Genomic DNA, 26,436 nt, shown 5'->3' with positions numbered 1-26,436 from the left:
CGGAGGGGGAGGGGAGGGGGGGGGGGGCCCAAAGGGGAGGAGGGGGGTGGACCCTGCCACCCGGCCAACGTGGCGGGGGGGTGGGACCCCCCCCCGCCCCCGTGGCCGGAGGCATGCCCGTACGGGCCACGCTCAGCCGATCGAGACTCCGCTACAGTCGGATTGATCATGGAATCCGCGCAGCGGTACGCACCGAGCGGAGTGCAGGGGGACGAGGGACGTATGGCGTGGGACGAGTGGGAGCAGTTGAAGGCCCAGGCGGCGGAGCGGCACTCGACGCAGATGCGGCTCAACGAATATCCCGCCGATGCCGGTGGAGGAGGGGGCAGCGGCCCAGGGGCCGAGGGCGATGTGCTCGGCGTCAGCCACAGCTCACTTAACGGGAACGCGAACGCCTTGATCGAGCTGGCGGGGCTCCTCTACGAGGGACGGCCCGACGGTGACCTCTGCACGATGGCGCGCGCGCCGCGCTCACACCCGGACGTGGCGGCGAAGGTCGACCGGTTCGCCCGTTTCGCGGACGACCAGTACCAGGACGTGACGTCACTGCTCGCCGCGTTGTCCACGCGGCTGCGGGCGGCGAACGGCACGTTCGTCAGTTACGACGGTGAGGTGGCCGGGAGCATGATGAACGCCATTCTCGAGCTGGGGCAGTACACAGCCCCGGAAAACAGGTGAGCCCCCATGGCCTACACCTACCGACAGGACGTCAGCTTCCTGGAGGACTGCAACCCTCCGCTCGTGGAGCGCAATGCCCTGGAGTTCAAGAGGCTCCGTGATCTGCTGCTCGCCGTCGAACCCGGCGCGAAGCGGGCCGCCACTCAGACCCAATGGGTGAGCCAGAACCGCAAGCCGTACGACAACCGCCTCCGAGAGGCACGTGACCTCATCACGCATCTGGCCGACGGCTATGACAAGGCTCAGAGCGCGCTGCTGCACTACGCGTCGGCGCTCGAGACCGCCAGGTCCCACTACTCGGACGGCAAGGCGGCGGAGCAGACGCTGGCCGGGCTCATCTCCCAGGTCGCGGAGGCCGAGACCCGTAAGGCGCAAGAAGCCGGGCCGATGCGTCAGTGGGAGGACCTGCGGGGTACGACGGGCTTCCTGGACTGGGCCGCCGAGCTCACGGTGGACATCGACGACATCAAGGATGAGGCGAACCGCGCCCACGATCAGGCCAGTGCGGCCTATCACCGCGCCAAGACGGTGGAGAGTGAGGCCCGGGACGCGTGCACGGCGGCGCTGGACAAGGCGTACAAGGCCCTGCCCGACTTCCGCGGTGGCGACTTCGTCGACGCGAAGAGCCTGATCGACTCCATTCCCGCACTCCGGACCGAAGCCGCGGAAGCGAGCAAGGACTCGCTCACCCATCTTCCCGGCAGCGGATCAAAGGCGGAGTTCACCAAGGCGGTGGGGAAGGACGACGTCTCGCCGGCCCTCATGGACATCAGGATGCGCCTCACCGAGCTTCCCGAGGCCACCGATGCCTACTGGGCCGTGCCGAGGAACGCCGAGGAGCGTCGCGAGTGGATCGCGGCGAACAAGGACATCATCGCCGCGGCGGCGAAACGATCCGACCTGCCGCCCGACATGGTCGCGGGCATCGCCTGGCAGGAGGTGGGCGGACAGTGGGGCTGGATGGACGATGGTGTCGACACCGTCCGTGAACTGGCCAGGGACGGCTGGCTGGAGGACAGCCCGGAGAGCTTGCCCTGGCGGCTCGGAGGCTCCCCGGACGAGACGTCCTTCGGCCCCATCGCCATCCAGGTGCGGAGGGCGGCGGAGGTCCTCGGATACGATCCGGCGCACCTCACCGAGGGGCAACGGGACACCATCGAGGCATCGCTCCAAGATCCCGGGCAGAACATCTTCATCGCCTCCGAGTATCTGGCGATGCTCAAGGAAGAGAGCGACTTCGCCGACGTCCCGGCGGACGAGATGACGCGGGAGCAGCGCCAGGAACTCGCCGCCCGCTACAACGGTGGCCCCTACTGGCAGTCCGACAAGGCCCAGGACTACGGCCGTGGCTTCGACAAGAATCTGGACGACGCGAGGAGCGCCCTGAAGTGAACGCCCTGCTGCGAGGGCCATGGGGAGTGATCCTCATACTGGCGAACCTGCTCACTGCCTACGTCGCCTACGGGGCCCTTGTGACTCAGCCGCAAGGGGCCTGGGACGAGCACACGCTGACGGGTATCGAGTTCGCGTCGGCGCTGCTGGCCGTGCTCGGGGTCAGTACGTCCCTGCTCGCCCTGTTCCCCGTGCGGCGGGGGACCCTCAGCCGCTGGTGGCTGGCGCCGTCGCTGGTCTTTCTGGTGGTGGGCGCGGCGCGCTGGGCGTACATCGTGCACACCTATCCGCAGGGTCCCGGCGGCTGAGTGGTGCCGCGGCCTGCGGGTGCCAGCGGCCTTCCGGCCGGCACCCGCGGGCCCGGTCCGCCTTCGGGCCCGTCACGCCCTCGCCCCGAGACCGGCACCTCGAAACCCGCGTCGAACGCGGCCCTCGCCGCGGCCGGGCGGAGAACGTGGCCGGGCGGAGAACGTGGCCGACCGCGGCCGTGACGGCCGGGGGCCGGAGCGGGTGCTGATACGCCGGGATTGCGGTAAGTGTGCCGGGTCACGCCAAGGTCACCTGGGCATCGGGTAAAAGAAACCCCATGGGACATGGCAGGCTTGGCACATGGCCCAGATCAACCCCAGCATTCTGTCCGCCGATTTCGCCCGGCTCGCCGAGGAGGCGAAGGCCGTCGAAGGCGCCGACTGGCTCCATGTCGATGTCATGGACAACCACTTCGTGCCCAACCTCACCCTGGGCGTGCCCGTCGTGGAGTCGCTCGCGCGGGCGACGGACACCCCGCTGGACTGCCACCTGATGATCGAGGACCCGGACCGCTGGGCCCCGCAGTACGTGGAGGCGGGGGCCGGCTCGGTCACCTTCCACGTGGAGGCGGCCGCCGCCCCGGTCCGGCTGGCCCGCGAGATCCGGGCCAAGGGAGCGCGGGCGTCGATGGCGCTGAAGCCCGCCACCCCCATCGAGCCGTTCGAGGACCTGCTGCCCGAGCTCGACATGCTGCTGATCATGACCGTGGAGCCGGGCTTCGGCGGCCAGGCGTTCCTGGACATCATGCTGCCGAAGATCCGCCGCACCCGGGAGCTGATCTCCAAGCACGGCCTCCAGCTCTGGCTCCAGGTCGACGGCGGTGTCTCGGCGAGCACGATCGAGCGGTGCGCCGAGGCGGGCGCCGACGTCTTCGTCGCCGGTTCCGCCGTGTACGGGGCGGAGGACCCGGCCGCGGCGGTGCGGGCCCTGCGCGAACAGGCCACCGCGGCGACCGCCACGGCCGCGTGGGCGTGCGGCCACTGAGCCACGGGTGAACCACGGGCAGATGAACGCAGCCCAACAGGACCGATCACGGACCGCCGGATCTGCAAGGATGGCGATCCGAAGTGTGAACAGCAGTGAGGAGATCGCGGTGTCTGCTATGTCGGCGGGACGGCCAGCCCTGCGGATGGGACCCGCGGAGCTGGTGCAGGCGGCGGCCATGGCCCGTCGCTTCTATCTCGAGGGCAAGTCCAAGATCCAGATCGCGGAGGAGTTCGGCGTCAGCCGCTTCAAGGTCGCGCGGGTTCTGGAGACCGCTCTGGAGCGTGACCTCGTACGCATCGAGATCCGCGTACCCGCCGAGCTCGACGCGGAGCGCTCCGACGCGCTGCGCGCCCGGTACGGCCTGCGTCACGCCGTGGTCGTGGAGTCCCCGCCGGAGGGCGAGGACGCCTCGCCCGACCCGGAGAACCTGGGCGAGACCGCGGCCGACCTGCTCGGCGAGCTCGTGGCGGAGGGCGACGTCCTGGGCCTCGCGTGGGGCCGCTCCACCATCCACATGGCGGCCGCCCTCGACCGGCTGCCGCCCTGCACGGTCGTCCAGCTCACCGGCGTGTACGACGCGGGCACGGCCGAGCGCGGCTCGGTGGAGGCGGTACGGCGTGCCGCCCAGGTCTCCGGCGGCGAGGCGCACCCGATCTACGCGCCGATGCTGCTGCCCGACCCGGCGACCGCGGCGGCGCTGCGCAGCCAGACCGGGATCGCCCGCGCCTTCGAGTACTTCGACAAGGTGACGGTCGCGGCCGTGTCCATCGGCTCCTGGGAGCCGGGCATCTCGACCGTCCACGACATGCTGACGGACGAGGAGCGGGCGCACTACGCCTCGCTGGGCGTCGCGGCCGAGATGTCCGCCCACCTCTTCGACGCGAACGGGCGCCGGGTGGGACGTGACCTCGGCGAGCGGTGCATCACCGTCGAGGCCGACCGGCTCCGCCGTATCCCCGAGGTCGTGGCCATCGCGGGTGGCGCGCGCAAGGCGGCGGCGATCGGGGCGGTACTGCGGTCCGGGCTGGTGACCAGCCTGGTCACGGACACCACGGCGGCGGACTACCTGCTCACCGAGTTCACGCCCGGTCCCCGCCCGGCCCTGGACCGCGCGGACCCGGACGAGTAAGCCCCGGAGGAGGAGGCCCGGAGGGGTAGGCGCCACGCGTAGGCCCCGGACACGTAGGCCCCGGACACGTAGGCCCCGCCCGGCCGGTTGGAGGATCCTACGAGCGGCTTCCCCAGGGCCTGTGCCTTTCGCCCGGGGCGTACGCCTGTGCGGACATGGGAGAATGAAGTACGTGCGTTTTCCCCCCGGCTGAAATGCCCGGGGGCCAACTCCGAACGACTGGGATGTTCAGCACGTGCGTTTCCTCAATGACCTGAAGCCGCCGTACGACCTCACGTACGACGACGTATTCATGGTGCCTAGCCGCTCGGCCGTGGGCTCCCGCCAGGGCGTCGACCTGTCCTCCCCCGACGGCACCGGGACCACCATTCCGCTGGTCGTCGCCAACATGACCGCCATCGCGGGCCGCCGGATGGCCGAGACCGTCGCCCGGCGCGGTGGCCTCGTCGTCATCCCGCAGGACATTCCGATCGAGGTCGTCACCGACGTCATCACCTGGGTCAAGAGCCGCCACCACGTGCTCGACACCCCGATCGTGCTCGACCCGCACCAGACCGTCGCCGACGCGCTGTCGCTGCTGCCCAAGCGCGCGCACAACGCCGGTGTCGTCGTGGACGCCGACCAGCGCCCGATCGGTGTCGTCACCGACGCGGACCTGAACGGCGTGGACCGCTTCACCCAGCTCTCCGAGATCATGTCCACGGACCTGCTTCTCCTCGACGCGGACATGGACCCGCGCGAGGCGTTCAACACCCTGGACCACCACAACCGCCGGTACGCCCCCGCCGTGGACGCCGACGGCCGCCTCGCCGGCATCCTGACCCGCAAGGGCGCGCTGCGCGCCACCCTCTACACCCCGGCCGTCGACGCCAACGGCCGACTGCGCATCGCCGCCGCCGTCGGCATCAACGGCGACGTGGCGGGCAAGGCCAAGCAGCTCCTCGACGCGGGCGTGGACACGCTCGTCATCGACACCGCGCACGGCCACCAGGAGTCGATGATCAGCGCGATCCGGACCGTCCGCGGTCTGGACCCGCAGGTGCCCATCGTCGCCGGCAACATCGTGGCCGCCGAGGGCGTGCGCGACCTCATCGAGGCCGGCGCGGACATCATCAAGGTCGGTGTGGGTCCCGGCGCCATGTGCACCACCCGCATGATGACCGGCGTGGGCCGGCCGCAGTTCTCCGCCGTCCTCGAGTGCGCCGCCGAGGCCAAGAAGTACGGCAAGCACGTCTGGGCCGACGGCGGTGTCCGCCACCCGCGCGACGTCGCCATGGCGCTCGCCGCCGGCGCGTCGAACGTCATGATCGGCTCCTGGTTCGCCGGCACGTACGAGTCCCCGGGTGACCTCCAGCAGGACGCCAACGGGCGGCTGTACAAGGAGTCCTTCGGCATGGCCTCCGCGCGCGCCGTGCGCAACCGGACGAGCGAGGAGTCCGCGTACGACCGGGCCCGCAAGGCGATCTTCGAGGAGGGCATCTCGCACTCCCGGATGTTCCTGGACCCGACGCGCCCGGGCGTCGAGGACCTGATCGACTCGATCATCGCGGGCGTCCGCTCGTCCTGCACGTACGCCGGTGCGGGCTCGCTGGAGGAGTTCGCCGAGAAGGCCATCGTCGGCATCCAGAGCGCCGCCGGTTACGCCGAGGGCAAGCCGCTGCACGCGAGCTGGAGCTGACGCGCTGTCAGGCCCACTGGAGGGGCCGTTTCTCGCCACGCGCGAGAGGCGGCCCCTCCGCTTTTTCCTTTCGGGCAAGGGTTCGTATGCGTGCTCCGGACTTGGAGGGGTACACGCGCCATGCGAACGCACGCAGAGAAAAGGGAGGGTGCAGAGTCCATGGCGACCACGATCTCGACCGGTACCGCCCCGCAGACGACGAGTGATCTGCCGGAGGTCCGGAACCCCGGCGAGGTGGCTCCGAAGGACGCGAAGGAGCTCTCGAAGCTCTTCTTCGACCGGCTGGCAGTCCTTGAGGAGGGCACCGAGGAATACCAGTACGCACGCAACACCCTCATCGAGCTGAACCTCTCCCTGGTCAAGTACGCGGCCACGCGCTTCCGCAACCGGTCCGACCAGATGGAGGACATCATCCAGGTCGGCACCATCGGCCTGATCAAGGCGATCGACCGCTTCGACCTGAGCCGAGAGGTGGAGTTCACCACCTTCGCCATGCCGTGCGTGATCGGTGAGATCAAGCGGTTCTTCCGCGACACGAGCTGGTCGGTGCACGTGCCCCGGCGGCTCCAGGAACTGCGCATCGACATCGCCCGCGCCACCGACGAGCTGTTCCAGCGCCTCGACCGCTCCCCGACGCCGGCCGAACTGGCCGAGCACCTCGGGATGGAGGAGGACGAGATTCTCGAAGGGCTCGTCGCCTCCAACGGGTACACCGCCGGCTCCATCGACCTGCCCCTGGACGACAGCGGGGACAACTCCTCCGAGACCCTCGGCGACCGGCTCGGCGAGCCGGACCGCGAGATGGAGATCGTCGAGAACGTCCAGGCGCTGAAGCCGCTCATCGAGGAGTTCGACGAGCGGGACCGGCGCATTCTCCAGATGCGGTACGTGGAGGAGATGACCCAGTCCGAGATCGGCGCCGAGCTGGGCGTGTCCCAGATGCACGTCTCCCGGCTGCTGTCGCGGATCACGAAGCGGCTGAGGGAGGGCTTGCTGGCCGTGGAGTGACGGCGACGCGGAGCTACGGAAGAAGCAGGACAGGACGGTCCGTCCGGCGCCCGGGGCACACAGCCCCGGGCGCCGGACGGCGTGGGACGCGGCGTGGGGACGGAGCATAGGGACGGGGTGAGGGCCGCCGCCTGGAGGGCCGCATGAGGGCGCCGCGCGGCCAGGATCGGTGTGGTGAAGGCCGCTGCGGGGCCGGGGACGATGGCGTGAAGGGCGTTGCACGGCCGGGGACGGCGGTGTGAGGCCCGCGCGGGGCCGGGGACGATGGCGTGAAGGGCGTTGCACGGCCGGGGACGGCGGTGTGAGGCTCGTGCGGGGCCGGGGATGGCGGCGTGAATGGCCGCCCGTCGCCAGGGATTGCGGAACGAAGGCTTTGCGGCCGGGGACGGCGGCGTAAGGGTCGCGCGGGGCGGGGGATGGCGGCGGAAGGCCGTCCTTCCGCGGCCGGGCATGCGGCGGGGAGGTCTCGCGGGGCAGGGACGGCGGCCACGGGCGGCGGAACGGAGGCCCTGCGAGGCCACGCGAGGAATGGCGGCCAAGAAGGCCTGCGTGGTCACGCGCGTCCGATGCAACCCTCAGCCGGCCCCGTCCGCCAGTCGGCCCCCGCCGGGCTGGCTGTTGCTGAGAGGGCTGCTCAGGCCGCTTCGGGTTCGCGGGACCAGACCGCGCGGATGGTCTTGCCCTCGGCGCGGGGCTGGACCTCCACCCGGCCGGCGAGGTTCAGCACCATGGGCCAGCCGAAGCCGCCGCCGCCCGCGAAGTCCGGCGCACGCGCCTCGGGCATGGCCGGGCTGGAGTCGTCCAGCTCCACGGTCAGCTCGCCGCGCTCCGCGCGCAGCCGCAGCCGCCACCAGCCACCGGTGTGGCGCAGCGCGTTGGCCGTCAGCTCGGTGACGACGAGCTGCACCGCGTCCAGGTCGGCCCACGGGCAGTGCTCGGCCACGAAGCGCGCGGCCGTGTCACGGGCCGAGGCACAGTCGGCGTACGGCGAAATCACGACAACCACGAGCGGCTCCTTCAGTCATCACCGCTCGCATACCCAGCCCTCGTGCATTAACCACGGACATGGCGTGGATCAGCCCCGCACCCGCCGAACGGTGAGGGCGACGGTGTCGTCCGGGTGCAGGATGACCGTGTGCATTTCGGCCGCGATGGCCGCCGGGACCTCCTCTATCGGCCGGTGCCGGTGTCGGCGGGCCGCCCGTGCCAGCCGCTGCTCGCCCTCCCGGGGGTCGCGGCGGCTCTCGGTCAGCCCGTCCGTGTAGAGCAGCAGCAGGTCCCCGGGGCCGAGGCGGTCGCGCAGCAGCCGCTCGCTGCCGGGCAGCGGGAAGCCGATGCCCCTGCCGCGTACCTCCAGCAGGGACGACTCCCCGCCCTCCCGTACCAGCAGGGCCGGCGGGTGACTGCCGTTGGCCAGCACCAGCTCCCCGCTGGCGGGGTCCAGCCGGACGAGCTGCACGGTGGCCATCAGCTCGTGGTCGAAGGTGGCCAGCACCTCGTCCGTCCTGGCGACGATCGACTCCAGCGGGTGGCCCTCCAGGGCGAGGGTGCGTACGGCGTGGGTGACGTTGAGCGCGCTGCGCGTGCTGGTCAGCCCGTGCCCCAGGGCGTCCACCACCGTGATGTGCACGGTGCCGTCCGGCAGGACGAACCAGTCGTACAGGTCGCCGCCCGTCGGGGCGTGCTTCTCCGCCGGCTCGTAGTGGACGGCCATTTCCAGCCCCGGCACCCTCACCGGCGGCGGGCGCAGCGCGTCCTCCAACTGGCGCAGTATCCGGCCGTGGGCCTGGCGCAACTGCTCGTCGCGCTCCTCCAACTGCACGTACAGGGCCAGCACGCCGCTGTTGGTCTCGGCCAGCTCGTGCTTGAGCCGCTGGTGGTCGTCCGCGAGCGCGTCCACCCGGTCGACCGCCGCGCTCAGCTCCTCCTCCAGCAGCTCGACCAGGCCCGGCGGATCGTCGCCCGCCGTGGCCGACGGGACCGGTGCGGGGACCCGCCACACGATGTCCGTGCCGGGCAGCCGCTCCGCCGGGAGCGGGAGCCCGTCCAGCGACGGGCGGCGCGGCGCGTGGGGAAGGTGGAGCCGCACGGTCAGCCGCCCGTCGGCCCGCCCGTCGGTCCGCCCGTCCGCCCGTCCGTCGGCCTGACCGTCACCCCGGCCGGCCGGCTGGGGCGGCACCGTCTCCAGCAGCACGGGCCGGCCGGCGGTGAGCTCGGCGCGGGCCACCCGGGTCGCCGACAGTGCGAGCCGGTAGCGCAGCTCGACGGGCAGACCCGCCCGGTGGGCGAGGCGGCGCAGGGCGCTGCGCAGTCCCGCGAGCGAGTGCAGGGTGGTGATCTGCGGCTTCATGGTTGCCTCCGCGCCGGTCCGAGGGTGAGGACGGTCGCGTCGTCCCTGCTGCGGCGGTGTTCGTGGACGAGGGCTCCGGCGAGCAGCGGCGCCGGCAGCCCGGTGAGGAAGGGGGCCGGGGCGTGCGTCCAGCGGGTGTCGATGCCGTCGCTGTGCAGCAGGGCGATCGTGCCCGGCTCGGCGGGGACGCGCTGCACGCGCGGCTCGGGCATGTTCCAGCCGACGACCCCCGGCTGGCCGGCGAAGCGCTGGCGGATGCCGTCGTGCGCCAGCAGCAGCGTGCGTACGTTGCCCACCGCGCACTGCTCGATGCCGTCGGCCGACAGCCGCAGCAGCCCGACCGCCGCGCCCCGGCTGCGCCGCAGCGCCCGGTTCATCGCGCGGAGCAGGTGCGGCAGCGGCTGCCCGGGGTCCCGGTGGAAGGCGCGCACCGCCAGCTCGGCCGCCTCGGAGGCGGGCTTGCCGTGCCCGAGTCCGTCCACGACGAGCGCGGTGCGTACGTCCCCGGTGACGGCGAGGCCCCAGGAGTCCCCGCACAGGCTCTCCCCGTCCGCGGGCACGCGCACCGCGCCGACGCCGGGCGTCCCCTCGGCGGGGCCGTCGCCCGGTTCGCCCAGGCGCGCGGAGACCACGGTGCCCGCGCCCTCCTTGGTCCGTACGGTGAACTCGTCGGCGATCCGGCGCACCGCGCCCAGGCCGGAGCCCAGCGTGTTGCTGGTGGTGTACCCGTCGGTGAGGCACCGCTCCAGGTCCGCCATGCCCGGCCCCCGGTCCACGGCGATGATCTCCACGCCGGAGCGCAGCGGCTGCGGCTGGATGTAGAGCGAGCCGTGCAGGGCGTGCTTGGCGACGTTGCCCGCCAGCTCGCTGGCCAGCACCGCGGCCTGGTCGGGCAGGGCCCCCGACAGCCCCTGGTCCAGCGCCGTCCGGCGCGCGGTCGTGGCCGCGAGCTGGACGGCGCTGTAGTGGTCCACCGGGACGTGGACGGTGACGGACGCGGACATCACCGGGCCCATCAGCGGTCGTTCCACCGGGTGACGACCACGGTGGTGCCCTGTCCGGGGCCGCTGTGCACCTGGAACTCGTGCATCAGCCGCCGCGCCCCGCCCAGGCCGTGACCGAGCCCCGTGCCCGTGGTGTACCCGTCGGTGAGCGCCTCCTCGACGTCCGGGATGCCGGGGCCGTCGTCCTGGACCGTCAGCCGCAGCCCCTTTCGGCCGGACCGCGCCAGGATCTGGATCTCCAGGGTGCCGCCGCCTCCGTGGACGTAGGCGTTGCGGGCCAGCTCACTGGCGGCGGTGACGATCCTGGTCTGGTCGACGAGCCCGAAGCCGGCCTCCACGGTGGCGGCCCGCACGGCGTGCCGTACCGTCAGCAGGTCCTCCTCCGAGGCGACGTCGTAACGGGACCCCCTGCCCTGCCGCCCGTCGGGCCACCCGCACTCCGCGGACGTACCGGACGTACCGGACATGCCGCCGGACGTGACCGACGCGCCGGACCCACCGGCGGACGTGACCGACGCGCCGGGGGAGGCGTGTGTGCCGCCGCCCGCCGGGGAGCGCTGGGCGATCAGCTCGGGACCCGGCGTCGCCACCCGTTCACCGCGGAGCGTCACGTCGGACCTCCCCCGGGGGGTGGGGCATACGGTGCCAGCCGAGCGCGGTCAGGCCCTGCTCCGCGTTGAGGGCCGTCTCCACGCCGGTCAGTTGCAGCCCCAGCTCGACGAGGGTGATGGCGACCGCGGGCCGCATCCCGGCCACGATGACCCGGGCCCCCAGGAGCCGCGCCATGGTGGTCAGCTCCATCAGGGTGCGTGCCACGAACGAGTCGATGATCTCCAGCCGGGAGATGTCGATCAGGACGCCCCGGGCGCCGTCCGCCGCGATCCGCTCGGTCAGCTCGTCGGTGAAGGCCACCGCCGACTGGTCGTCCAGCTCGTTGAGCAGCCCGGTGACCAGCACGTCGCCGAGCCGCAGAATGGGTACGCCGGTGGCGTGAGGCGCCGTCACGCGGTCACCGGCCGGACGGCGCCCGCGTCGACGGCGGGCTGGTCGATGAGCTGGATGGCCGCGCCCAGCGCGTCCGCCAGGGTCGCCCGGGTCAGGATGGTCGACAAGTCGATGCCGAGCTGTGCGATGGTCTGGGCGATGGGCGGCCGGATGCCGCTGATCACACAGTCCGCGCCCATCAGCCGTACCGCGTTGACGGTGTGCATCAGGTGCTGGGCGACGGCGGTGTCGACCGCCGGCACGCCGGTGATGTCGATGATGGCGACCTGCGCCTCGTCGTCCTGGATGGCCTGGAGCAGGCTCTCCATCACGACCTGCGTACGGGCGGTGTCCAGCGTGCCGATCAGCGGTACGGCGAGGACGTGCCGCCACAGCCGGACCACGGGCGTGGACACTTCGAGGAGCTGACGGCTCTGCCGCTGGATGATCTCCTCGCGCCCCTCCACGAACGTCTCGAACGAGAGCACCCCGGCGGCGTCCAGCAGCCGGTTGACGAGGATGGCGGCGGAGAACAGCTCGGCCGAGTCGCGGGTGGTGTGCTGTACGGCGGAGAGCAGCGCCTCCTTGAGCGACAGCACGGCCAGCGACGTGGCGGTCGGCGAGGCGCCCGCCCGCGCGCGGCGCAGCGAAAGCTCTATCACCGTCTGGCGCAGTTCATTGCGGGAGGTCACCAGCCGCTCCACCGGCACATCGCTCGCGAGGCCCGCGGCGAGGGCGGAGATCAGCAGGTCGGCCTCCTCGCGCACCTCGTGCTCACTCATGTCGGTGCTGAGTACCGCCTGCTCCAACTGGAGCCGGACCCACCGGTCGGCGATCTCCTCCTCGCGCTCCCGCAGGGCCTCGCAGAGGCGGTCCCGCACGCTCGATTCGCTGGTGTTCACAAGCACCTCTCGCAATCGGAAACGGAACGGGCGGGTTTCCGTGGCAAGGCGCCGGAAACATCGACGAGTTGGCCGCCCGGCCGGTTTCTCATGTTCAACGGCGGTTGGATCGTAATGGCCGCACGGCGCCCGGAAGAAACGTGACTCCGGGCTCTTCGCCGTGCGGACGCCGAGGGCGGCGACCGGAGAGTGCCGGTCGCCGCCCTCCCCGTCCGCTCAGGCCGAGGCCGACGTCGTTGAGACGGCGGCCGGTTCACCGGCGGCCGCGATCACCTGTCTGGCCACCCGCAGCGCGTCGCGTATGTCACGCGTACCGGTGGACACGCAAAGGGTGTAGGCGGTGTCCTCCCGTTGACGCACGAGCCTCGGGTCCCCCGACTCCGCGGCGGGCGCGGCCAGTTCCTCGTATCTGGCCACGAGCTTGCGCAGCATCGACGGGTGCGCCATCAGCACGACAGAACCTCCTTGGGCACTCGATTCGAAAGTCACCGACCGGGATCGAAATTCACCGACCGAGGCCGCCCCTACCCCGCTTTCGCCAGGTCATTCCCCTCGGATGCGAAGCCTGTCCGGTCAAGTACGGGCCAGCGCACGGCCCGTGGCCGGCCACGCGCCCCGCACGGCCGCCACCACCGCCGCCGCGACCCGCGCGTGGCCCGCGTCGTCGGGGTGCAGGCCGTCCGCGAGGTGGCCGGGCTCCAGCAGGTCCCGCCCGGGCAGCAGCACGAGCCGCCCGTCACCGGCCGCGATCAGGTCCCGTACGGCCTCCTCCATGGCCGTGCGCAGCTCGGCGAGCGTCGCGCCCAGCGCGTTGGCCGTGGACTCGGCCTCGGGGCGCAGCAGCGGCGAGAGCAGCAGCAGGGGCGTGTCCGGATGGCCCCGCCGTACGAGCGTGAGGAACGCCCGTGTCGTCTCGTACAGCAGCGGGGCGGAGTGGGGGACGCCGGACCAGCAGTTCGTGCCGAACGCGAGCGTGACGAGCCCGGCGGGCAGGGCGGCGAGCTGCTCGGCGATGGCCGGCTCGCCACGCGCCGAGCCCGCGTACCCGAGGTTGACCGTGTCGACCCCGAGGGCCCGTCCCGCGACGGCGGGCCAGGAGTGGGCGGGGCGGGTGGACCACCAGCCCTCCGTGATCGAGTCGCCGTGCACCAGCCAGCGCGGCCGTGGGGGAGCGGGGGTCAGGGCGCCGCCGACGCCCCGCAGCCCGAGGATCACGGGTCCCTGGCTCTCCGGCGGGTGGACGGTGAACGGTCCCGGGCGTCCGGGCAGGGGGATGGTGACGGTCGTCTCCTCGGCGGGACGGGTGAGCGCCTCGTGGACGCAGGTGTCGCCCTCCCACAGCGCGAAGCAGTGCGCCAGCTCGCGCAGCGCCTGGCTCGGGTCCGGCACTGCCGCGCGGTAGCGGATCTCCACGGCGCGGGTGCCCGGGGACGCCGTGAACTCCAGCCGTACGCCGATGGGCAGCGCGGCCCGCTCGGCGGTGTCCCACGGCAACCGGGCCAGGTCGGCCGGGTCGGCGCGCACCGCGCGGCCGCGGGCGTCCAGCCAGGCCGTACCGCGCAGGAAGGGCACCGGATCGTGCCAGGTCATACGGGTCTCCTCCGGTCGGTGAAAGTCCTGCTCCGGGCCCTCAATGTGTCGATTCGTGCGGCGGGGCGCAATGTTTCCCCGTCTGTGCCCCAAGTGCGCAATGATCATTCGCGTATGCGCAACAACCCTGCATTACAAGAGCGAAGCGCTGCCCTTTAGGCTCGTGCCCCGTACCAGGAGTGGCGGTGACCGCCTGCTCGGCGGTCTCCCTTCCCCCGTGGGCTCCCCCCACGCCCACGAGGCCGCCGCAGGTCGCCCTCCACCGACCCGCAGCGATGAAGGAGCCTCCGCAGTGCTGGACCAAGGCACAGCCCCTCCCGCCACCGAGCCAACCGCGCCCAAGGCGTCCGGGCTCTCCGCCCTCACCCGGCGCAAGCCGGTAGAAGTGCTGGTCGCAGAGGGTGGGCAGGGTGAGGGCGGTTCGCTCCGCCGCTCGCTCTCCATGTGGCAGCTCACCATGATCAGCATCGGTGCCACGCTCGGCACCGGCATTTTCGTCGTCCTCGGTGAGGCCGTCCCGCTGGCCGGTCCCGCGGTCACGCTGGCCTTCGTCTTCGCGGGTCTCACGGCGCTCTTCTCGGCCCTGTCGTACGCGGAACTGGCCGGCACCATCCCCGTCGCGGGCTCGTCCTACTCGTACGCGTACGCAACGATGGGCGAACTCGTCGCCTGGGTCTGCGGCTGGTGCCTGCTCCTGGAGTACGGCGTGTCGGTCGCCGCCGTGGCGGTCGGCTGGGGTGACTACCTCAATGAGCTCCTCGACGGCACCATCGGCGTGACCCTGCCCGCGGCGCTCACCGCGCCGCCCGGCGACGGCGGCATATTCAACCTGCCGGCCCTGATCGTCGTGATGCTCGCGATGGTGTTCCTGCTCGGCGGTGCCAAGGAGTCCGCGCGCGCCAACACGATCATGGTGGTCGTCAAGATCGCCGCGCTCGTCCTGTTCTGCGCCATCGGCTTCATGGGCTTCACGTCCGGCAACTACTCCGACTTCATGCCGCTCGGCGTCAGCAGCGTCGGTGCGGCGGGCGCCATCCTGTTCTTCTCGTACATCGGCTTCGACGCCGCCTCCACCGCGGGTGAGGAGGCCAAGAACCCCAAGAAGGACCTGCCGCGGGCGATCATGCTGTCGCTGGTCATCGTCACGGCGCTGTACGTCCTCGTCGCCGCCGTCGCCGTCGGCGCCTGGGACTGGAAGAAGTTCGAGGGCTCCGAGGCGTCCCTGGCCGCGATCATGAACGATGTCACCGGTCAGAGCTTCTGGGGCACCCTGCTCGCCGCCGGCGCGGTCATCTCCATCGCCAGCGTCGTCCTCACCGTGCTCTACGGCCAGACCCGCATCCTCTTCGCGATGTCCCGCGACGGCCTGGTGCCCAAGGTCTTCGGCAAGGTGAACCCCAAGACCGGCACCCCCCGCGTCAACACGGTCATCGTCTCGCTGTTCTGCGGCATCCTCGCCGCGGCCGTCCCGCTCGGCGAGCTGGTCAACGCCACCAGCATCGGCACGCTGTTCGCCTTCGCGCTGGTCAACATCGCCGTCATCGTGCTGCGGGTCACCAAGCCGGACCTCCAGCGCAGCTTCAAGGTGCCGTTCGGGCCGGTCTTCCCGGTGCTGGGCTTCCTGTTCTGCGGCTACAGCATGTACAGCCTCGACATGATCACCTGGGTGGTCTTCGGTGTCTGGATGGCCGTGGGTCTCGTGTTCTACTTCCTGTACGGCATGAGCCGCTCCCGATTGGCCACCGCAGAGAAGTGACCCACCCGCAGTGCGACTGAACGACCTCGACGAACGCATCGTCCACGCCCTGGCGGAGGACGCCCGCCGTTCCTACGCCGACATCGGCTCGCTCGTCGGTCTGTCCGCGCCCGCCGTCAAGCGGCGCGTGGACCGGCTGCGGGCCGAGGGCGCCATCACCGGGTTCACCGTCCGGGTGGACCCGGCGGCGCTCGGCTGGGAGACGGAGGGGTTCATCGAGATCTACGCACGCGGCAACACCTCGCCCGAGACCATCCAGCGTGGCCTCGAGCGGTACCCGGAGGTCGCGGCCGCGTCCACCGTCACCGGTGACGCGGACGCGATCGTCCAGGTCTTCGCCTCCGACATGCGGCACTTCGAGCGCGTGCTGGAGCGCATCGCGGGCGAGCCGTTCGTGGAGCGCACCAAGTCGGTGCTGGTGCTCTCGCCGCTGCTGCGGCGCTTCTCGTCGGGCTCGCCGGCCTGATCCAGAACGCCCTAGCTCTCCGGGTACTCCGGCTGCCAGGGCAGTACACGGAAGGTCCCGGACCCCGGCTTCGTCTTCTCGAAGGGGGCCGAGCTGATGCACTTCGGCAGGTCGTCCGGGGTGTTCTGGGGCAGGCCCAGGGCCGCCCAGCTGTAGCCGAACCGGTCCTGCCCGCCCAGGTCGTGCACGGAGACGCCGACCCGCTTGCCGACCGCGGCCCTCAGGTCGCCGTCGGCCTGGGTGATGACTCCGGACACGACGGCGACCTTGCCACCGGTGATCAGGCAGTCGACCTTGGCCTCCCCCTTGCCGCCCCAGTCGCCCATGTAGTGGCTGAACCGGAACGTGCCGTGGGCCTTCAGCGGATCGTTGTTGTCCTTGGCATCGAGGTGGGCGTCGAAGGAGAAGGTCACGTTGTCGCCGGCGGGCCGCGCGAGCATCGCCGTGCCGGTCAGCGCCGCCGCCTCCCGGGCGACGCCGGACCGGGCCGGGCCGTCGTCGGTGGCCAGGGCGGGGCCCGTGGCTCCGGCGGCGAGCAGCACCGCCACCCCGACAGCGACGATCTTCATACGACGGTTCATGGTGAAAGCCCTTCCGGCTGGTGATCGGACGCCCCCCACTGTTCCGGCCGGCCCCCTCCCGCCACATCGCGCGCCGGTCGCGACCCTCCTCCGCCGGGTGGGGGAGGCGTCCTCCGACCCCGGTAGCAGTGGCGCGCAATGAATCACCGCCGAAGGCGGTACCCGCGCAACGGATCGATCGCCGGTCCGCAACGGTCACGCCTTGTCCCGGATGAACGCCGGACCGTACCGTTTTGAACGTCTTCTCGACGCCCTCCCCGCCCTCACCGCACCCCGACAGAGGTCTGCCGATGCCGCCGCTGCGCACCGCCCTGCTCCAGAGCTCCGGACAGCCCGGTGACGTCGCCGCCAACCTCAAGGTCCTCGACGAGGCGGCCGCCCGCGCCGCCGCCACCGGTGCCGGCCTGCTGGTCGCCCCCGAGATGTTCCTGACCGGGTACGCGATCGGGGACGACGTCGCCAGGCTGGCCGAGCCCGCCGACGGCGACTGCGCCGACGCGGTCGCCGAGATCGCCGCACGCCACGGCCTCGGCATCGCCTACGGCTACCCGGAACGCGACGGCGAGACGGTCTACAACGCGGCGCAGCTCATCGGGCCCGACGGCGCCCGGCTGGCCAACTACCGCAAGACGCACCTCTACGGCGGTTTCGAGACCGACTCGTTCACGCCCGGCGACCAGCCGGTCGTCCAGGCGGAGCTGGGCGGGCTGCGCGTGGGCCTGATGATCTGCTACGACGTGGAGTTCCCCGAGAACGTCCGCGCGCACGCCCTGGCCGGCACCCAGCTCCTGCTGGTGCCCACCGCGCTGATGCACCCCGCCGAGGTCGTCGCCGAGTCGGTCGTACTGGTGCGCGCCTTCGAGAACCAGATCTACGTCGCCTACGCCAACCGGACCGGCCCGGAGGGCGACTTCGAGTTCGTCGGCCTGTCCGCCCTCGCCGGCCCCGACGGCACCGTCCGCGCCCGCGCCGGACGCGGCGAGGAACTGGTCGTCGGCGACGCCGACCCGGAGCTGCTGACCGCCTCGCGTGAGGCCAACCCGTACCTGCGCGACCGCCGCCCCGGCCTGTACACCTCCCTGACCTGAGCCTCCCCGCTCCACCCCTCTCTTCACCCCGTGCAAGGAGTCCGTACCCCATGACGTCCACGGTGCCCACCGCCGTCCAGCACACCGACGCGCAGCCGCCGATCACCATGTTCGGTCCGGATTTCCCGTACGCGTACGACGACTACCTGGCCCACCCGGCCGGGCTCGGCCAGATACCCGCGACCGAGCACGGCACCGAGGTCGCCGTCATCGGCGGCGGGCTCTCCGGCATCGTGGCCGCGTACGAGCTGATGAAGATGGGTCTCAAGCCCGTCGTGTACGAGGCCGACCAGATCGGCGGCCGGCTGCGCACCGTCGGCTTCGAGGGCACCGGCACGGACGGGCTGACCGCCGAGATGGGCGCCATGCGCTTCCCGCCCTCCTCGACCGCGCTCCAGCACTACATCGACCTCGTGGGCCTTCAGACCCGGCCGTTCCCCAACCCGCTGGCCGAGTCCACCCCGTCGACCGTCGTCGACCTCAAGGGCGAGTCGCACTACGCCGAGACCATCGACGACCTGCCGCAGGTCTACCGCGACGTCGCCAAGGCCTGGAACGACTGCCTGGAGGAGGGCGCGGACTTCTCCGACATGAACCGCGCCATGCGCGAGCGCGACGTCCCGCGCATCCGCGAGATCTGGGCCAAGCTCGTCGAGAAACTCGACAACCAGACCTTCTACGGCTTCCTGTGCGAGTCCGAGGCGTTCAAGTCCTTCCGGCACCGCGAGATCTTCGGCCAGGTCGGCTTCGGCACCGGTGGCTGGGACACCGACTTCCCCAACTCCATCCTGGAGATCCTCCGCGTCGTCTACACCGAGGCCGACGACCACCACCGCGGCATCGTCGGCGGCTCCCAGCAGCTCCCGCTGCGGCTGTGGGAGCGCGAGCCGGAGAAGATCGTCCACTGGGAGCAGGGCACCTCGCTCGCGAAACTGCACGGCGGCGAGCCCAAGCCCGCCGTGACGCGCCTGCACCGCACGGCCGGCAACCGCATCACCGTCACCGACGCGAACGGCGACATCCGCACGTACCAGGCGGCGATCTTCACCGCCCAGTCCTGGATGCTGCTGTCCAAGATCGCCTGCGACGACTCGCTGTTCCCCATCGACCACTGGACGGCGATGGAGCGCACCCACTACATGGAGAGCTCCAAGCTCTTCGTCCCGGTCGACCGGCCCTTCTGGCTGGACAAGGACGAGGAGACCGGCCGTGACGTCATGTCGATGACGCTCACCGACCGGATGACCCGCGGCACGTACCTGCTGGACGACGGCCCGGACAAGCCGGCCGTCATCTGCCTCTCGTACACGTGGTGCGACGACAGCCTGAAGTGGCTGCCGCTGTCCGCCAACGAGCGCATGGAGGTCATGCTCAAGTCGCTCGGCGAGATCTACCCGAAGGTCGACATCCGCAAGCACATCATCGGCAACCCGGTGACCGTGTCCTGGGAGAACGAGCCCTACTTCATGGGCGCGTTCAAGGCCAACCTGCCGGGTCACTACCGCTACCAGCGCCGCCTGTTCACGCACTTCATGCAGGACCGGCTGCCCGAGGACAAGCGGGGCATCTTCCTCGCCGGTGACGACATCTCCTGGACGGCCGGCTGGGCCGAGGGCGCCGTACAGACCGCGCTGAACGCCGTGTGGGGCGTGATGCACCACTTCGGCGGCGGGACGGACGCGTCGAACCCCGGCCCGGGTGACGTCTACGACGAGATCGCGCCGGTCGAGCTGCCGGAGGACTGAGCCCGCGGGGACAGGGGCGTGAGCAGCATCCGGCCCACCAGGCCGACGGAGCGGTCGAGGCGTTCGGTGAACTCCTCGGCCAGCTCCGGAAGCCGGCCCCCCAGCCGGTGCAACTGCCACAGCGAGCGGGCCGCGAGCCACGCCCCGTCCCGGGCCCGCTCCAGGCTCCAGCAGCCCAGCAGGTGCGTCAGCGGGTCGGCGATCTCCAGCAGGTCGGGCCCGGGCATCAGCTCTTCGCGGATGCGCTCCTCCAGCAGCGTGAGGACGTCGCCCACCCGGTCGAACTCGCCCTCCACGTCGGCCGGTTCGCAGCCGAGCGTGCGGCAGGTGTCCACCACCGCCAGTGCCAGATCGTGCCCGATGTGCGCGTTGATCCCGGCCAGGGCGAACTGGAGCGGCCGTACGCCGGGATGGCGCCGGTACTGGAACAGCGGCCGCCAGCACGCCGGCGGGCGCCCGCCGGCCGCGACCGCGTCGACCGCCGCCAGGTAGCGCTCGGCGAAGCGGACGTCCAGCGTGGCGGCGGCCCGCCGGTCGGCGAACTCGCCCGCGTCGATACGCCGGTCGATCTCCTCCGTGACGGTGAGGTAGACCCGGTTGAAGACCGCCACCCCGTCCGTCGCCGGCCACAGCTCGCGCAGCGCGCGCATCCGCGTCACGACCGGGTCGACCGCCACCGGGGCCGGCGGGAACTGTTCGATCTGCGCCATGGGGGCAGCGTCCCAGCAGCCGGGCTCCCGGTGGTGTCATCGCGCCGCGCTTCCCCGAAACGGGGGAACGGTCCGTCTAGGACCTGGGGGCGTCGCTCCCGGTGTCGTACGCGGAGGTGCCCGCGTCCAGCAGCGGCTCCTGCTCCTTGAGGTGGGCGGGGGCGAAGGCGCGCAGCACGTGGTAGCCGGTGATGACGACGATCGTGCCGAGCGCGATGCCGCCCAGCTCGAAGTTGTCGGTGATCTTCAGGCTCACGCCGCCGACGCCGATGATGATGCCCGCGGCGGCCGGGACGAGGTTGAGGGGGTTGCGCAGGTCGACCTTGGCGTTGATCCAGATCTGCGCGCCGAGCAGGCCGATCATCCCGTACAGGATGACCGTGATGCCGCCGAGCACGCCGCCGGGGATGGCGGCGACCACCGCGCCGAACTTGGGGCACAGGCCGAACAGGAGCGCGAAGCCGGCGGCGGCCCAGTAAGCGGCCGTCGAGTAGACGCGGGTGGCGGCCATGACGCCGATGTTCTCGGAGTACGTGGTGTTCGGCGGGCCGCCCACGGCGGTGGACAGGATGGAGGCGGCGCCGTCGGCGGCGATGGCGGTGCCGAGCTGGTCGTCGAGCGGGTCGCCGGTCATCTCGCCGACGGCCTTGACGTGCCCGGCGTTCTCGGCGACGAGCGCGATGACGACGGGGAGCGCGACGAGGATCGCCGACCACTCGAAGGCCGGGGCGTGGAAGGACGGCAGCCCGATCCAGTCGGCCTTGGCCACGCCGGACAGGTCCAGGCGCCAGTGGTCGACGGCCTCGGCGCCGCCGACCGGGGAGTGGATCCTGCCGAAGGCCAGGTCGGAGAGCCAGGAGACGGCGTACCCGAAGATCAGCCCCAGGAAGATCGCCACCCGTGACCAGAAACCGCGCAGGCAGACGACGGCGAGCCCGGTGAACAGCATCACCAGCAGCGCGGTCCACTGGTCCTGCGGCCAGTACGTCGACGCCGTCACCGGCGCCAGGTTGAACCCGATCAGCATGACCACGGCGCCGGTCACGATCGGCGGCATCGCCGCGTGGATGATCCGCGCGCCGAACCGCCGCACCGCGAGGCCCACCAGGAACAGCGCGGCACCGACCGCCAGGACCGCGCCGGTGACGGTGGCGCTGTCGCCGCCGCCGGCCCGGATGGTCGCCGCCACGCCCACGAACGACAGCGAGCAGCCCAGGTAGCTGGGCACCCGGCCGCGCGTGGCCAGCAGGAAGATCATCGTGGCGACGCCGGACATCATGATCGCCAGGTTGGGGTCGAGCCCCATCAGGACCGGCGCCACGAACGACGCGCCGAACATCGCCACCACGTGCTGCGCGCCGAGCCCGGCCGTACGCGGCCAGGACAGCCGCTCGTCGGGACGGACGACGGCGCCGGGCGCGGGCGTCCGTCCGTCGCCGTGCAGGGACCAGCGCACGCCGAGGTTCATGGGGGGTGGCTCCACTTCTCCGGTTCGGGGGCCGCGCCGCACGGCCGGGTCCCGGCCGGGGTGGCGGCCGAAAAAGACCAGCCGCCATGGTAATCGCACGCCAGTACGCTGCCGCCCGGTCGCCGGTGGGGTGCGGACGGGCACGGCCGGATGCCGAGCACGGGGTGCGGGTACGGCCGCGCCCGGTCAGCGCGGGGTCCGCTCCACCCTCGCCGGGCGCGACGCGCCGGCCGTGCGGTCGCCCGTGCGCAGCACGCCCGCCCCGAGGACGAGGCCGAAGGCCAGGAGGGTGACCAGGCCGAACGAGACCGTGAGTGACGTCGCGTCGGCGACGCCGCCGATCGCCGAGGGGGCGATGAGGCCCGAGGTGTACGTGATCGTGGCGACGCCCGCGATCGCCTGGCTCGGGTTCGGGCCGCTGCGCCCGGCGGCCGCGAAGGCCAGCGGGACGACCACGGCCACGCCCAGCCCGAGCAGCCCGAAGCCCGCCATCGCGACCGCCGGGTGAGGTGCGGCCACCACCAGGACGCCGCCCGCCGTCGCCGCGACGCCCCCGACCCGTACCGTCCGCACCGCGCCGAACCGGTCCACCACCCGGTCGCCCACCAGCCGCGCGACCGCCATGGTCAGGGCGAACGCGGTGGTCGACGCGGCCGCGAGCCCCGCCGACGTACCCAGCTCGTCGCGCAGGTAGACCGCTGACCAGTCCAGGCTCGCGCCCTCGGCGAACACCCCGCAGAACCCGATCGCGCCGATCACCAGTGCCGACCTGGGCGGCAGGGTGAACCGGGGCGGCGGCTCCTCGTCCGGCGCGCTGCGCAGGTCCAGCACGCCCTGGCAGAAGAGCAGGCCCAGGGCGGTGAGCACCAGCGCGGCGATCACGTGGTGCAGCCGGGCGTCGCTGCCCAGGTGCGCGGCGAGCGTGCCGGAGGCCGAGCCGATCAGCGCGCCCGCGCTCCACATGCCGTGCAGGCCGGACATGATCGACTTGTCGAGCCGGTTCTCGACGTCGACGCCCAGCGCGTTCATGGCCACGTCGGACATGCCGGCGGTCGCCCCGTACACGAAGAGCGCGGCGCACAGGGTGTAGACGTTCGGCGCGAGGGCGGGCAGGACCAGCGACATCGTCCACAGCGCCAGCAGCCCGCGCAGCGCGGCCCGGGCGCCGAAGCGGTGGCTCACCGCGCCCGCCAGCGGCATCGCGACCGACGCGCCCAGCGCGGGGAAAGCGAGCGCGAGGCCCAGTTGGCCCGCGCCGACCCCGGCGTGGTCCTGGATCCAGGGGATACGGGTGGCGAAGCTGCCGGTCACCGCGCCGTGCACACAGAACACGCCGGCCACGGCGAACCGTGCCCGCCGCAGCCGCTCCTTGCCGAACACCACGTCCTGCGCCACGGGCCCTCCCCGGTCGGTTTCTGTCAGCGGTGGACTGTCAGCGGTCGGTAAATTATCAGGAACCATGCCTGATAGTAAGTTGGTATGACGAGTTCTGAGAGGATCACGGCATGCCCGCATCGCCCAGCACCGCACGGGCCATCAACGACCGGCTCGCGCTGCGATTCCTCCAGGACCAGGGCCCGTTGACGGCCGGTCAGCTCAAGAGCCTCACCGGGCTCTCCCGCCCCACCGTCGCCGACCTGGTCGAACGGCTCCAGGGGTCCGGACTCATCCAGGTGGTCGGGGAAGCGGGCGCCGAGCGGCGCGGCCCCAACGCCCGGCTGTACGGGATCGTCGCCGACCGCGCGCACCTCGCCGCCCTCGACGTCCGCACCACCAGCGTCTCCGTCGTCGTCACCGACCTGCTCGGCGCCACGCTCGCCGAGGCGTCCCTGCCCATGGCGGGCCACAGCGACGAGCCCGCCGTCGAGCGCGCGGTGGCGCTGCTGGAACGGACGGTCGCCGACGCGGGCGTACGGCGGCTGCACAGCGTCGGCATCGGGGCGCCCGGCCTGATCGACCCGGCCACGGGCGAGCTGCGCGACTCGACGGGCCTGCCCGCCTGGCACCGGCGGTTCGTCACCGTCCTCCAGGAGCGGCTGCCCGCGACCGTCCTCGTCGAGAACGAGACCAACCTCGCGGCCGTGGCGGAACAGCGCGAGGGCGCCGCACACGACCGGGACACCTTCGTGCTGCTGTGGCTCGGCCACGGCGTCGGCGCGGCGGTCGTCCTGGACGGCCGGCTGCGGCGCGGCGCGTCGGGCGGCGCCGGCGAGATCGGGTTCCTGCCCGTGCCGGGGACGGGCGGCCTGCCGTCGGCCACCGGCTGCGGCGGCGGCTTCCACGCGCTGGCCGGATCGGCGGCGATCCGCTCACTCGCTGCGGGGTACGGCATCGAGGCCGCCGACCGGGGCGAGGAGCCGGCCGGGGCGGCGGCCGTGCGGGCGGCCCTGGCCACCGGGGCGGACGGCTTCCTGGACGCCCTCGCCGACCGGCTCGCCCTCGGGGCGGCCGCCGTCAGCGCCGTGCTCGACCCCGGCTGCGTCGTCCTCGGCGGCGAGACCGGCCACGCGGGCGGCCCCGGACTGGCGGCCCGCGTCGAGACCCGGCTGGCCGCCCTGTCCCCGCTGCGCACCGAGGTCCGGGCGGGCGCGCTGGGCGGCGCGGCGGTGCTGCGCGGAGCACTGCTGACCGTCCGCGACGCGGCCCAGGACACGCTGTTCACCCCAGCGCGCTGAACCACGAGGTGTGCCGCCGCACCAGTACCGGGCCGGCACATGCTGTTCACCCCGGCCGTCCCCGCGCTCTGCCGAAGCGACCGCTTCAGGCCCCGACCGGCACATGCTGTTCACCCCGGCCGTCCCCGCGCCCTGCCGAAGCGACCGCTCCAGGGGCCGCCCTGCACGCGCTGTTCGTCCCGGCCCTCCCTACGCCCCGCTGAGGCGCCGCTGAAGGAACTCCTCGAACGTCACCTTGCCCACCGCATGCTCGGGGGCCAGGTGGCCGCCCGCCCGGAAGCCCCGGTACGCCTTGCCCGCCAGTGGCACGTTCACCACCGGGCGGCGCCGCCCCGACGCCCGCAGGTAGGCGCGGGCCAGCTCGGGGAGCGTCCGTACCTCGGGGCCGCCCATGTCCGGCACCCTCCCCGCCGGTGCGCCCGCCGCCAGTTCGGCGAGCCGGGCGGCCACCTCCGTGACCTCGACCGGCTGGTCGCGCACGCCCGCCGGGGCCGGGACCACCGGCAGCCTGGCCGCCGCCCGGACCACCGCCAGCACCATGTCGTGGAACTGCGTTGTCCGCAGCACCGTCCAGCCCAGCCCCGACTCCTCCACCAACCGCTCCACGGCGAGCTTCGAGCGGTAGTAGCCGAGCGGCACCCGGTCCACGCCCACGATCGAGATGTAGACCAGGTGACCGACCCCGGCCCGCCGCGCCGCGCCGATCAGGTTCCGCGCCGCCCCCTCGTCCCCGCCGCGCGGGCTGGACGCGCAGTGCACGACGGTGTCCACCCCCGCGAGCGCCGCGTCCAGCCCCGTACCGCCCTCGCGCAGATCGACGGCGTACGGCCGCGCGTGCCGGCTCAAGCTCCGCACCTCGTGCCCGTCCGCCCGCAGCAGTCCGACGACGTGCCTGCCGAGCGTGCCGGTCCCGCCGGTCACCAGAATCGTGGTCATCCTCAGTCCCTCCTGACGCAGTCATCCGGAGGGAACCGGCGAGCTACCCCGAATGTGACAGTTGCCGAGCCACGAACCCGAGCTTGTGCGGATTGACCACCGCCCGTACGTGCGCGACGGCCCCGTCCCGGATCTCGAACGAGGCGACGGAGACCAGCTCCCGGCCGGCCCACGCGGCCAGCGCCGGCGCGCCGTTGACCTCCACGACCGTGAGGTCGAACCCGGCCGCGAACCCCCGCATCGCGCCCCCGAGGAACCGCAGGACCTTCCCCCGCCCGAGTATCGGCCGCCGCGCCGCCGACACCACGCCACCGCCGTCGGACGACCACGTCACGTCCGCCGCCAGCAGTTTCTCCAGCCCGGCCAGATCGCCCTCGCGGGCGGCCGCGATGAACGACTCCACGAGCCCCCGGTGCTCCTCGGGCCCGGCCGCGAAACGGCCCTCCGGCGCGCCGATCCGAGCCGCCGCCCTCCGGTACACCTGCCGGCTGTTCGCCTCGGTCAGCTCCAGCACGTCCGCGATCTCACGGTGGCTGTACGCGAACGCCTCGCGCAGCACGTACACCGCCCGTTCCGTCGGCGTGAGCCGCTCCAGCAGCACCAGCAGCGCGGTCGACACGGCGTCGCGCTGCTCGGCCGACTCCAGCGGGCCGAGCGCTCCGTCCGCCGTGACCACCGGCTCCGGCAGCCACGGGCCGGGGTACTCCTCGCGGGTGGCGCGGGCGGAGGTGAGGCGGTTGAGGCACAGGTTGGTGACGACCTTGGCCAGCCAGGACGTGGGGTGCCGGATCTCCGACCGGTCGGCGCCGCTCCAGCGCAGGTAGGCGTCCTGGACCGTGTCCTCGGCCTCGTCGGCGGACCCGAGCATCCGGTAGGCCAGCCCGAACAGGCTGCGGCGGTGGCTCTCGAACTCATCGGCAAGCGCGGTCGTCACGGGCACAGCCTGGCACAACGCCAGAAGGGGCCCGGCGGCGGCAAGGGCCGTATCTCCGCCGCCGGG

The 26,436-nt window shown here is 72.3% G+C and carries 26 protein-coding genes; 12 read left to right on the top strand and 14 right to left on the bottom strand.

Features of this window, described 5'->3' with window-relative positions; translation table 11 throughout:
- Window positions 1-222 precede the first annotated feature (222 nt).
- The 7 genes from ACZ46W_RS24765 (at window position 223) to ACZ46W_RS24735 (ending at window position 7,181) form a co-directional block, all read left to right on the top strand.
- Entirely contained in the window at window positions 223-678 is a 456-nt protein-coding gene (locus ACZ46W_RS24765; protein ID WP_468341400.1) for a hypothetical protein, read from the top strand.
- Between the two features lie 6 nt (window positions 679-684).
- On the top strand, window positions 685-2,070 hold the full coding sequence (locus ACZ46W_RS24760) for a hypothetical protein (RefSeq protein ID WP_468341397.1): 1,386 nt from the start codon (window positions 685-687) through the stop codon (window positions 2,068-2,070).
- A gap of 26 nt (window positions 2,071-2,096) precedes the next feature.
- Window positions 2,097-2,378, top strand: a complete 282-nt coding sequence (locus ACZ46W_RS24755) for a hypothetical protein (RefSeq protein WP_468341394.1) — start codon at window positions 2,097-2,099, stop codon at window positions 2,376-2,378.
- Window positions 2,379-2,679: 301 nt separating this feature from the next.
- Window positions 2,680-3,363 (top strand): ribulose-phosphate 3-epimerase, encoded by a 684-nt coding sequence (gene rpe / locus ACZ46W_RS24750; RefSeq protein ID WP_366130747.1) that lies wholly within the window; start codon window positions 2,680-2,682, stop codon window positions 3,361-3,363.
- An 85-nt stretch (window positions 3,364-3,448) separates the two neighbouring features.
- The gene (locus ACZ46W_RS24745) at window positions 3,449-4,495 is read left to right on the top strand and encodes a sugar-binding transcriptional regulator (protein WP_366130748.1); all 1,047 of its coding nucleotides are present in this window, start codon (window positions 3,449-3,451) and stop codon (window positions 4,493-4,495) included.
- A 235-nt stretch (window positions 4,496-4,730) separates the two neighbouring features.
- Window positions 4,731-6,173 carry a GuaB1 family IMP dehydrogenase-related protein gene (locus tag ACZ46W_RS24740; protein ID WP_468341390.1) on the top strand — a complete coding sequence of 481 codons (1,443 nt, stop codon included), beginning with the start codon at window positions 4,731-4,733 and terminating at the stop codon, window positions 6,171-6,173.
- A 159-nt stretch (window positions 6,174-6,332) separates the two neighbouring features.
- On the top strand, window positions 6,333-7,181 hold the full coding sequence (locus ACZ46W_RS24735) for an RNA polymerase sigma factor SigF (protein ID WP_468341387.1): 849 nt from the start codon (window positions 6,333-6,335) through the stop codon (window positions 7,179-7,181).
- Between the two features lie 634 nt (window positions 7,182-7,815).
- Here ACZ46W_RS24735 and ACZ46W_RS24730 read toward each other — a convergent pair.
- From ACZ46W_RS24730 to ACZ46W_RS24695, 8 genes are all read right to left on the bottom strand, one after another.
- Window positions 7,816-8,187, bottom strand: a complete 372-nt coding sequence (locus ACZ46W_RS24730) for an ATP-binding protein (protein WP_468341385.1) — start codon at window positions 8,185-8,187, stop codon at window positions 7,816-7,818.
- A 69-nt stretch (window positions 8,188-8,256) separates the two neighbouring features.
- Window positions 8,257-9,531 (bottom strand): PP2C family protein-serine/threonine phosphatase, encoded by a 1,275-nt coding sequence (locus ACZ46W_RS24725; protein WP_468341382.1) that lies wholly within the window; start codon window positions 9,529-9,531, stop codon window positions 8,257-8,259.
- Window positions 9,528-10,562 carry a SpoIIE family protein phosphatase gene (locus tag ACZ46W_RS24720; protein ID WP_468341379.1) on the bottom strand — a complete coding sequence of 345 codons (1,035 nt, stop codon included), beginning with the start codon at window positions 10,560-10,562 and terminating at the stop codon, window positions 9,528-9,530. The genes ACZ46W_RS24725 and ACZ46W_RS24720 overlap by 4 nt, the downstream gene beginning before the upstream one ends.
- Window positions 10,547-11,146, bottom strand: a complete 600-nt coding sequence (locus tag ACZ46W_RS24715) for an ATP-binding protein (protein ID WP_468341376.1) — start codon at window positions 11,144-11,146, stop codon at window positions 10,547-10,549. Before ACZ46W_RS24715 ends, ACZ46W_RS24720 begins: the two co-directional genes overlap by 16 nt.
- Window positions 11,130-11,540, bottom strand: a complete 411-nt coding sequence (locus ACZ46W_RS24710; protein ID WP_468341373.1) for an STAS domain-containing protein — start codon at window positions 11,538-11,540, stop codon at window positions 11,130-11,132. The genes ACZ46W_RS24715 and ACZ46W_RS24710 overlap by 17 nt, the downstream gene beginning before the upstream one ends.
- Complete coding sequence (locus tag ACZ46W_RS24705) at window positions 11,537-12,421, bottom strand: STAS domain-containing protein (RefSeq protein ID WP_468341370.1); 885 nt, start codon at window positions 12,419-12,421, stop codon at window positions 11,537-11,539. The genes ACZ46W_RS24710 and ACZ46W_RS24705 overlap by 4 nt, the downstream gene beginning before the upstream one ends.
- 216 nt (window positions 12,422-12,637) lie before the next feature.
- On the bottom strand, window positions 12,638-12,868 hold the full coding sequence (locus ACZ46W_RS24700) for a DUF5133 domain-containing protein (RefSeq protein ID WP_468342320.1): 231 nt from the start codon (window positions 12,866-12,868) through the stop codon (window positions 12,638-12,640).
- A 126-nt stretch (window positions 12,869-12,994) separates the two neighbouring features.
- The gene (locus ACZ46W_RS24695) at window positions 12,995-14,011 is read right to left on the bottom strand and encodes a GDSL-type esterase/lipase family protein (RefSeq protein ID WP_468341368.1); all 1,017 of its coding nucleotides are present in this window, start codon (window positions 14,009-14,011) and stop codon (window positions 12,995-12,997) included.
- Between the two features lie 292 nt (window positions 14,012-14,303).
- On the opposite strand from ACZ46W_RS24695, the gene ACZ46W_RS24690 reads away from it, so the two are divergent.
- Together ACZ46W_RS24690 and ACZ46W_RS24685 are read left to right on the top strand one after the other, a co-directional pair.
- Window positions 14,304-15,767 carry an amino acid permease gene (locus tag ACZ46W_RS24690; protein ID WP_468341366.1) on the top strand — a complete coding sequence of 488 codons (1,464 nt, stop codon included), beginning with the start codon at window positions 14,304-14,306 and terminating at the stop codon, window positions 15,765-15,767.
- A 10-nt stretch (window positions 15,768-15,777) separates the two neighbouring features.
- A complete protein-coding gene (locus ACZ46W_RS24685; protein ID WP_064067061.1) occupies window positions 15,778-16,233 on the top strand; it encodes an Lrp/AsnC family transcriptional regulator in 456 nt (151 codons plus the stop codon).
- An 11-nt stretch (window positions 16,234-16,244) separates the two neighbouring features.
- Here the strand turns inward: ACZ46W_RS24685 and ACZ46W_RS24680 are convergent, their stop codons facing one another.
- Window positions 16,245-16,814: a Repetin gene (locus ACZ46W_RS24680; protein WP_468341363.1), complete on the bottom strand. Its 570-nt coding sequence runs from the start codon at window positions 16,812-16,814 to the stop codon at window positions 16,245-16,247.
- A 290-nt stretch (window positions 16,815-17,104) separates the two neighbouring features.
- On the opposite strand from ACZ46W_RS24680, the gene ACZ46W_RS24675 reads away from it, so the two are divergent.
- Together ACZ46W_RS24675 and ACZ46W_RS24670 are read left to right on the top strand one after the other, a co-directional pair.
- Window positions 17,105-17,902: a carbon-nitrogen hydrolase family protein gene (locus tag ACZ46W_RS24675; RefSeq protein ID WP_468342317.1), complete on the top strand. Its 798-nt coding sequence runs from the start codon at window positions 17,105-17,107 to the stop codon at window positions 17,900-17,902.
- A gap of 50 nt (window positions 17,903-17,952) precedes the next feature.
- Window positions 17,953-19,647, top strand: a complete 1,695-nt coding sequence (locus ACZ46W_RS24670; RefSeq protein ID WP_468341360.1) for a flavin monoamine oxidase family protein — start codon at window positions 17,953-17,955, stop codon at window positions 19,645-19,647.
- On the opposite strand, the gene ACZ46W_RS24665 is transcribed toward ACZ46W_RS24670, so the two are convergent.
- The 3 genes from ACZ46W_RS24665 to ACZ46W_RS24655 all read right to left on the bottom strand — a co-directional run bounded on the left by ACZ46W_RS24665 (window position 19,608) and on the right by ACZ46W_RS24655 (window position 23,220).
- The gene (locus tag ACZ46W_RS24665; protein WP_468341357.1) at window positions 19,608-20,357 is read right to left on the bottom strand and encodes a DUF5995 family protein; all 750 of its coding nucleotides are present in this window, start codon (window positions 20,355-20,357) and stop codon (window positions 19,608-19,610) included. The two genes, ACZ46W_RS24670 and ACZ46W_RS24665, sit on opposite strands and share 40 nt — an antisense overlap.
- Before the next feature lie 76 nt (window positions 20,358-20,433).
- Window positions 20,434-21,825 carry a uracil-xanthine permease family protein gene (locus ACZ46W_RS24660; protein WP_468341354.1) on the bottom strand — a complete coding sequence of 464 codons (1,392 nt, stop codon included), beginning with the start codon at window positions 21,823-21,825 and terminating at the stop codon, window positions 20,434-20,436.
- A 186-nt stretch (window positions 21,826-22,011) separates the two neighbouring features.
- Window positions 22,012-23,220, bottom strand: a complete 1,209-nt coding sequence (locus ACZ46W_RS24655) for an MFS transporter (protein ID WP_468341352.1) — start codon at window positions 23,218-23,220, stop codon at window positions 22,012-22,014.
- Between the two features lie 110 nt (window positions 23,221-23,330).
- Here ACZ46W_RS24655 and ACZ46W_RS24650 point away from each other — a divergent pair, with 110 nt between their 5' ends.
- Window positions 23,331-24,500: an ROK family transcriptional regulator gene (locus tag ACZ46W_RS24650; protein WP_468341349.1), complete on the top strand. Its 1,170-nt coding sequence runs from the start codon at window positions 23,331-23,333 to the stop codon at window positions 24,498-24,500.
- A gap of 189 nt (window positions 24,501-24,689) precedes the next feature.
- Here ACZ46W_RS24650 and ACZ46W_RS24645 read toward each other — a convergent pair whose 3' ends face one another.
- Window positions 24,690-25,436, bottom strand: a complete 747-nt coding sequence (locus ACZ46W_RS24645; RefSeq protein WP_468341346.1) for an SDR family oxidoreductase — start codon at window positions 25,434-25,436, stop codon at window positions 24,690-24,692.
- Between the two features lie 43 nt (window positions 25,437-25,479).
- On the bottom strand, window positions 25,480-26,370 hold the full coding sequence (locus ACZ46W_RS24640) for an RNA polymerase sigma-70 factor (RefSeq protein WP_468341343.1): 891 nt from the start codon (window positions 26,368-26,370) through the stop codon (window positions 25,480-25,482).
- Between the last annotated feature and the right edge of the window lie 66 nt (window positions 26,371-26,436).

It is taken from the genome of Streptomyces sp. NPDC031064 (genome assembly GCF_055570965.1).
This window is presented reverse-complemented; position numbering and strand designations above follow the sequence as displayed.

What these genes read in the sequence shown, in the direction of transcription:
- ACZ46W_RS24765 (WP_468341400.1), top strand. Translation starts at nt 223, where the DNA reads ATGGCGTGGGACGAGTGGGAGCAGTTGAAGGCCCAGGCGGCGGAGCGG.
- ACZ46W_RS24760 (WP_468341397.1), top strand. Translation starts at nt 685, where the DNA reads ATGGCCTACACCTACCGACAGGACGTCAGCTTCCTGGAGGACTGCAAC.
- rpe (WP_366130747.1), top strand. Translation starts at nt 2,680, where the DNA reads ATGGCCCAGATCAACCCCAGCATTCTGTCCGCCGATTTCGCCCGGCTC.
- ACZ46W_RS24735 (WP_468341387.1), top strand. Translation starts at nt 6,333, where the DNA reads ATGGCGACCACGATCTCGACCGGTACCGCCCCGCAGACGACGAGTGAT.
- ACZ46W_RS24725 (WP_468341382.1), bottom strand. Translation starts at nt 9,531, where the DNA reads ATGAAGCCGCAGATCACCACCCTGCACTCGCTCGCGGGACTGCGCAGC.
- ACZ46W_RS24700 (WP_468342320.1), bottom strand. Translation starts at nt 12,868, where the DNA reads ATGGCGCACCCGTCGATGCTGCGCAAGCTCGTGGCCAGATACGAGGAA.
- ACZ46W_RS24695 (WP_468341368.1), bottom strand. Translation starts at nt 14,011, where the DNA reads ATGACCTGGCACGATCCGGTGCCCTTCCTGCGCGGTACGGCCTGGCTG.
- ACZ46W_RS24680 (WP_468341363.1), bottom strand. Translation starts at nt 16,814, where the DNA reads ATGAACCGTCGTATGAAGATCGTCGCTGTCGGGGTGGCGGTGCTGCTC.
- ACZ46W_RS24675 (WP_468342317.1), top strand. Translation starts at nt 17,105, where the DNA reads ATGCCGCCGCTGCGCACCGCCCTGCTCCAGAGCTCCGGACAGCCCGGT.
- ACZ46W_RS24670 (WP_468341360.1), top strand. Translation starts at nt 17,953, where the DNA reads ATGACGTCCACGGTGCCCACCGCCGTCCAGCACACCGACGCGCAGCCG.
- ACZ46W_RS24665 (WP_468341357.1), bottom strand. Translation starts at nt 20,357, where the DNA reads ATGGCGCAGATCGAACAGTTCCCGCCGGCCCCGGTGGCGGTCGACCCG.
- ACZ46W_RS24660 (WP_468341354.1), bottom strand. Translation starts at nt 21,825, where the DNA reads ATGAACCTCGGCGTGCGCTGGTCCCTGCACGGCGACGGACGGACGCCC.
- ACZ46W_RS24650 (WP_468341349.1), top strand. Translation starts at nt 23,331, where the DNA reads ATGCCCGCATCGCCCAGCACCGCACGGGCCATCAACGACCGGCTCGCG.
- ACZ46W_RS24645 (WP_468341346.1), bottom strand. Translation starts at nt 25,436, where the DNA reads ATGACCACGATTCTGGTGACCGGCGGGACCGGCACGCTCGGCAGGCAC.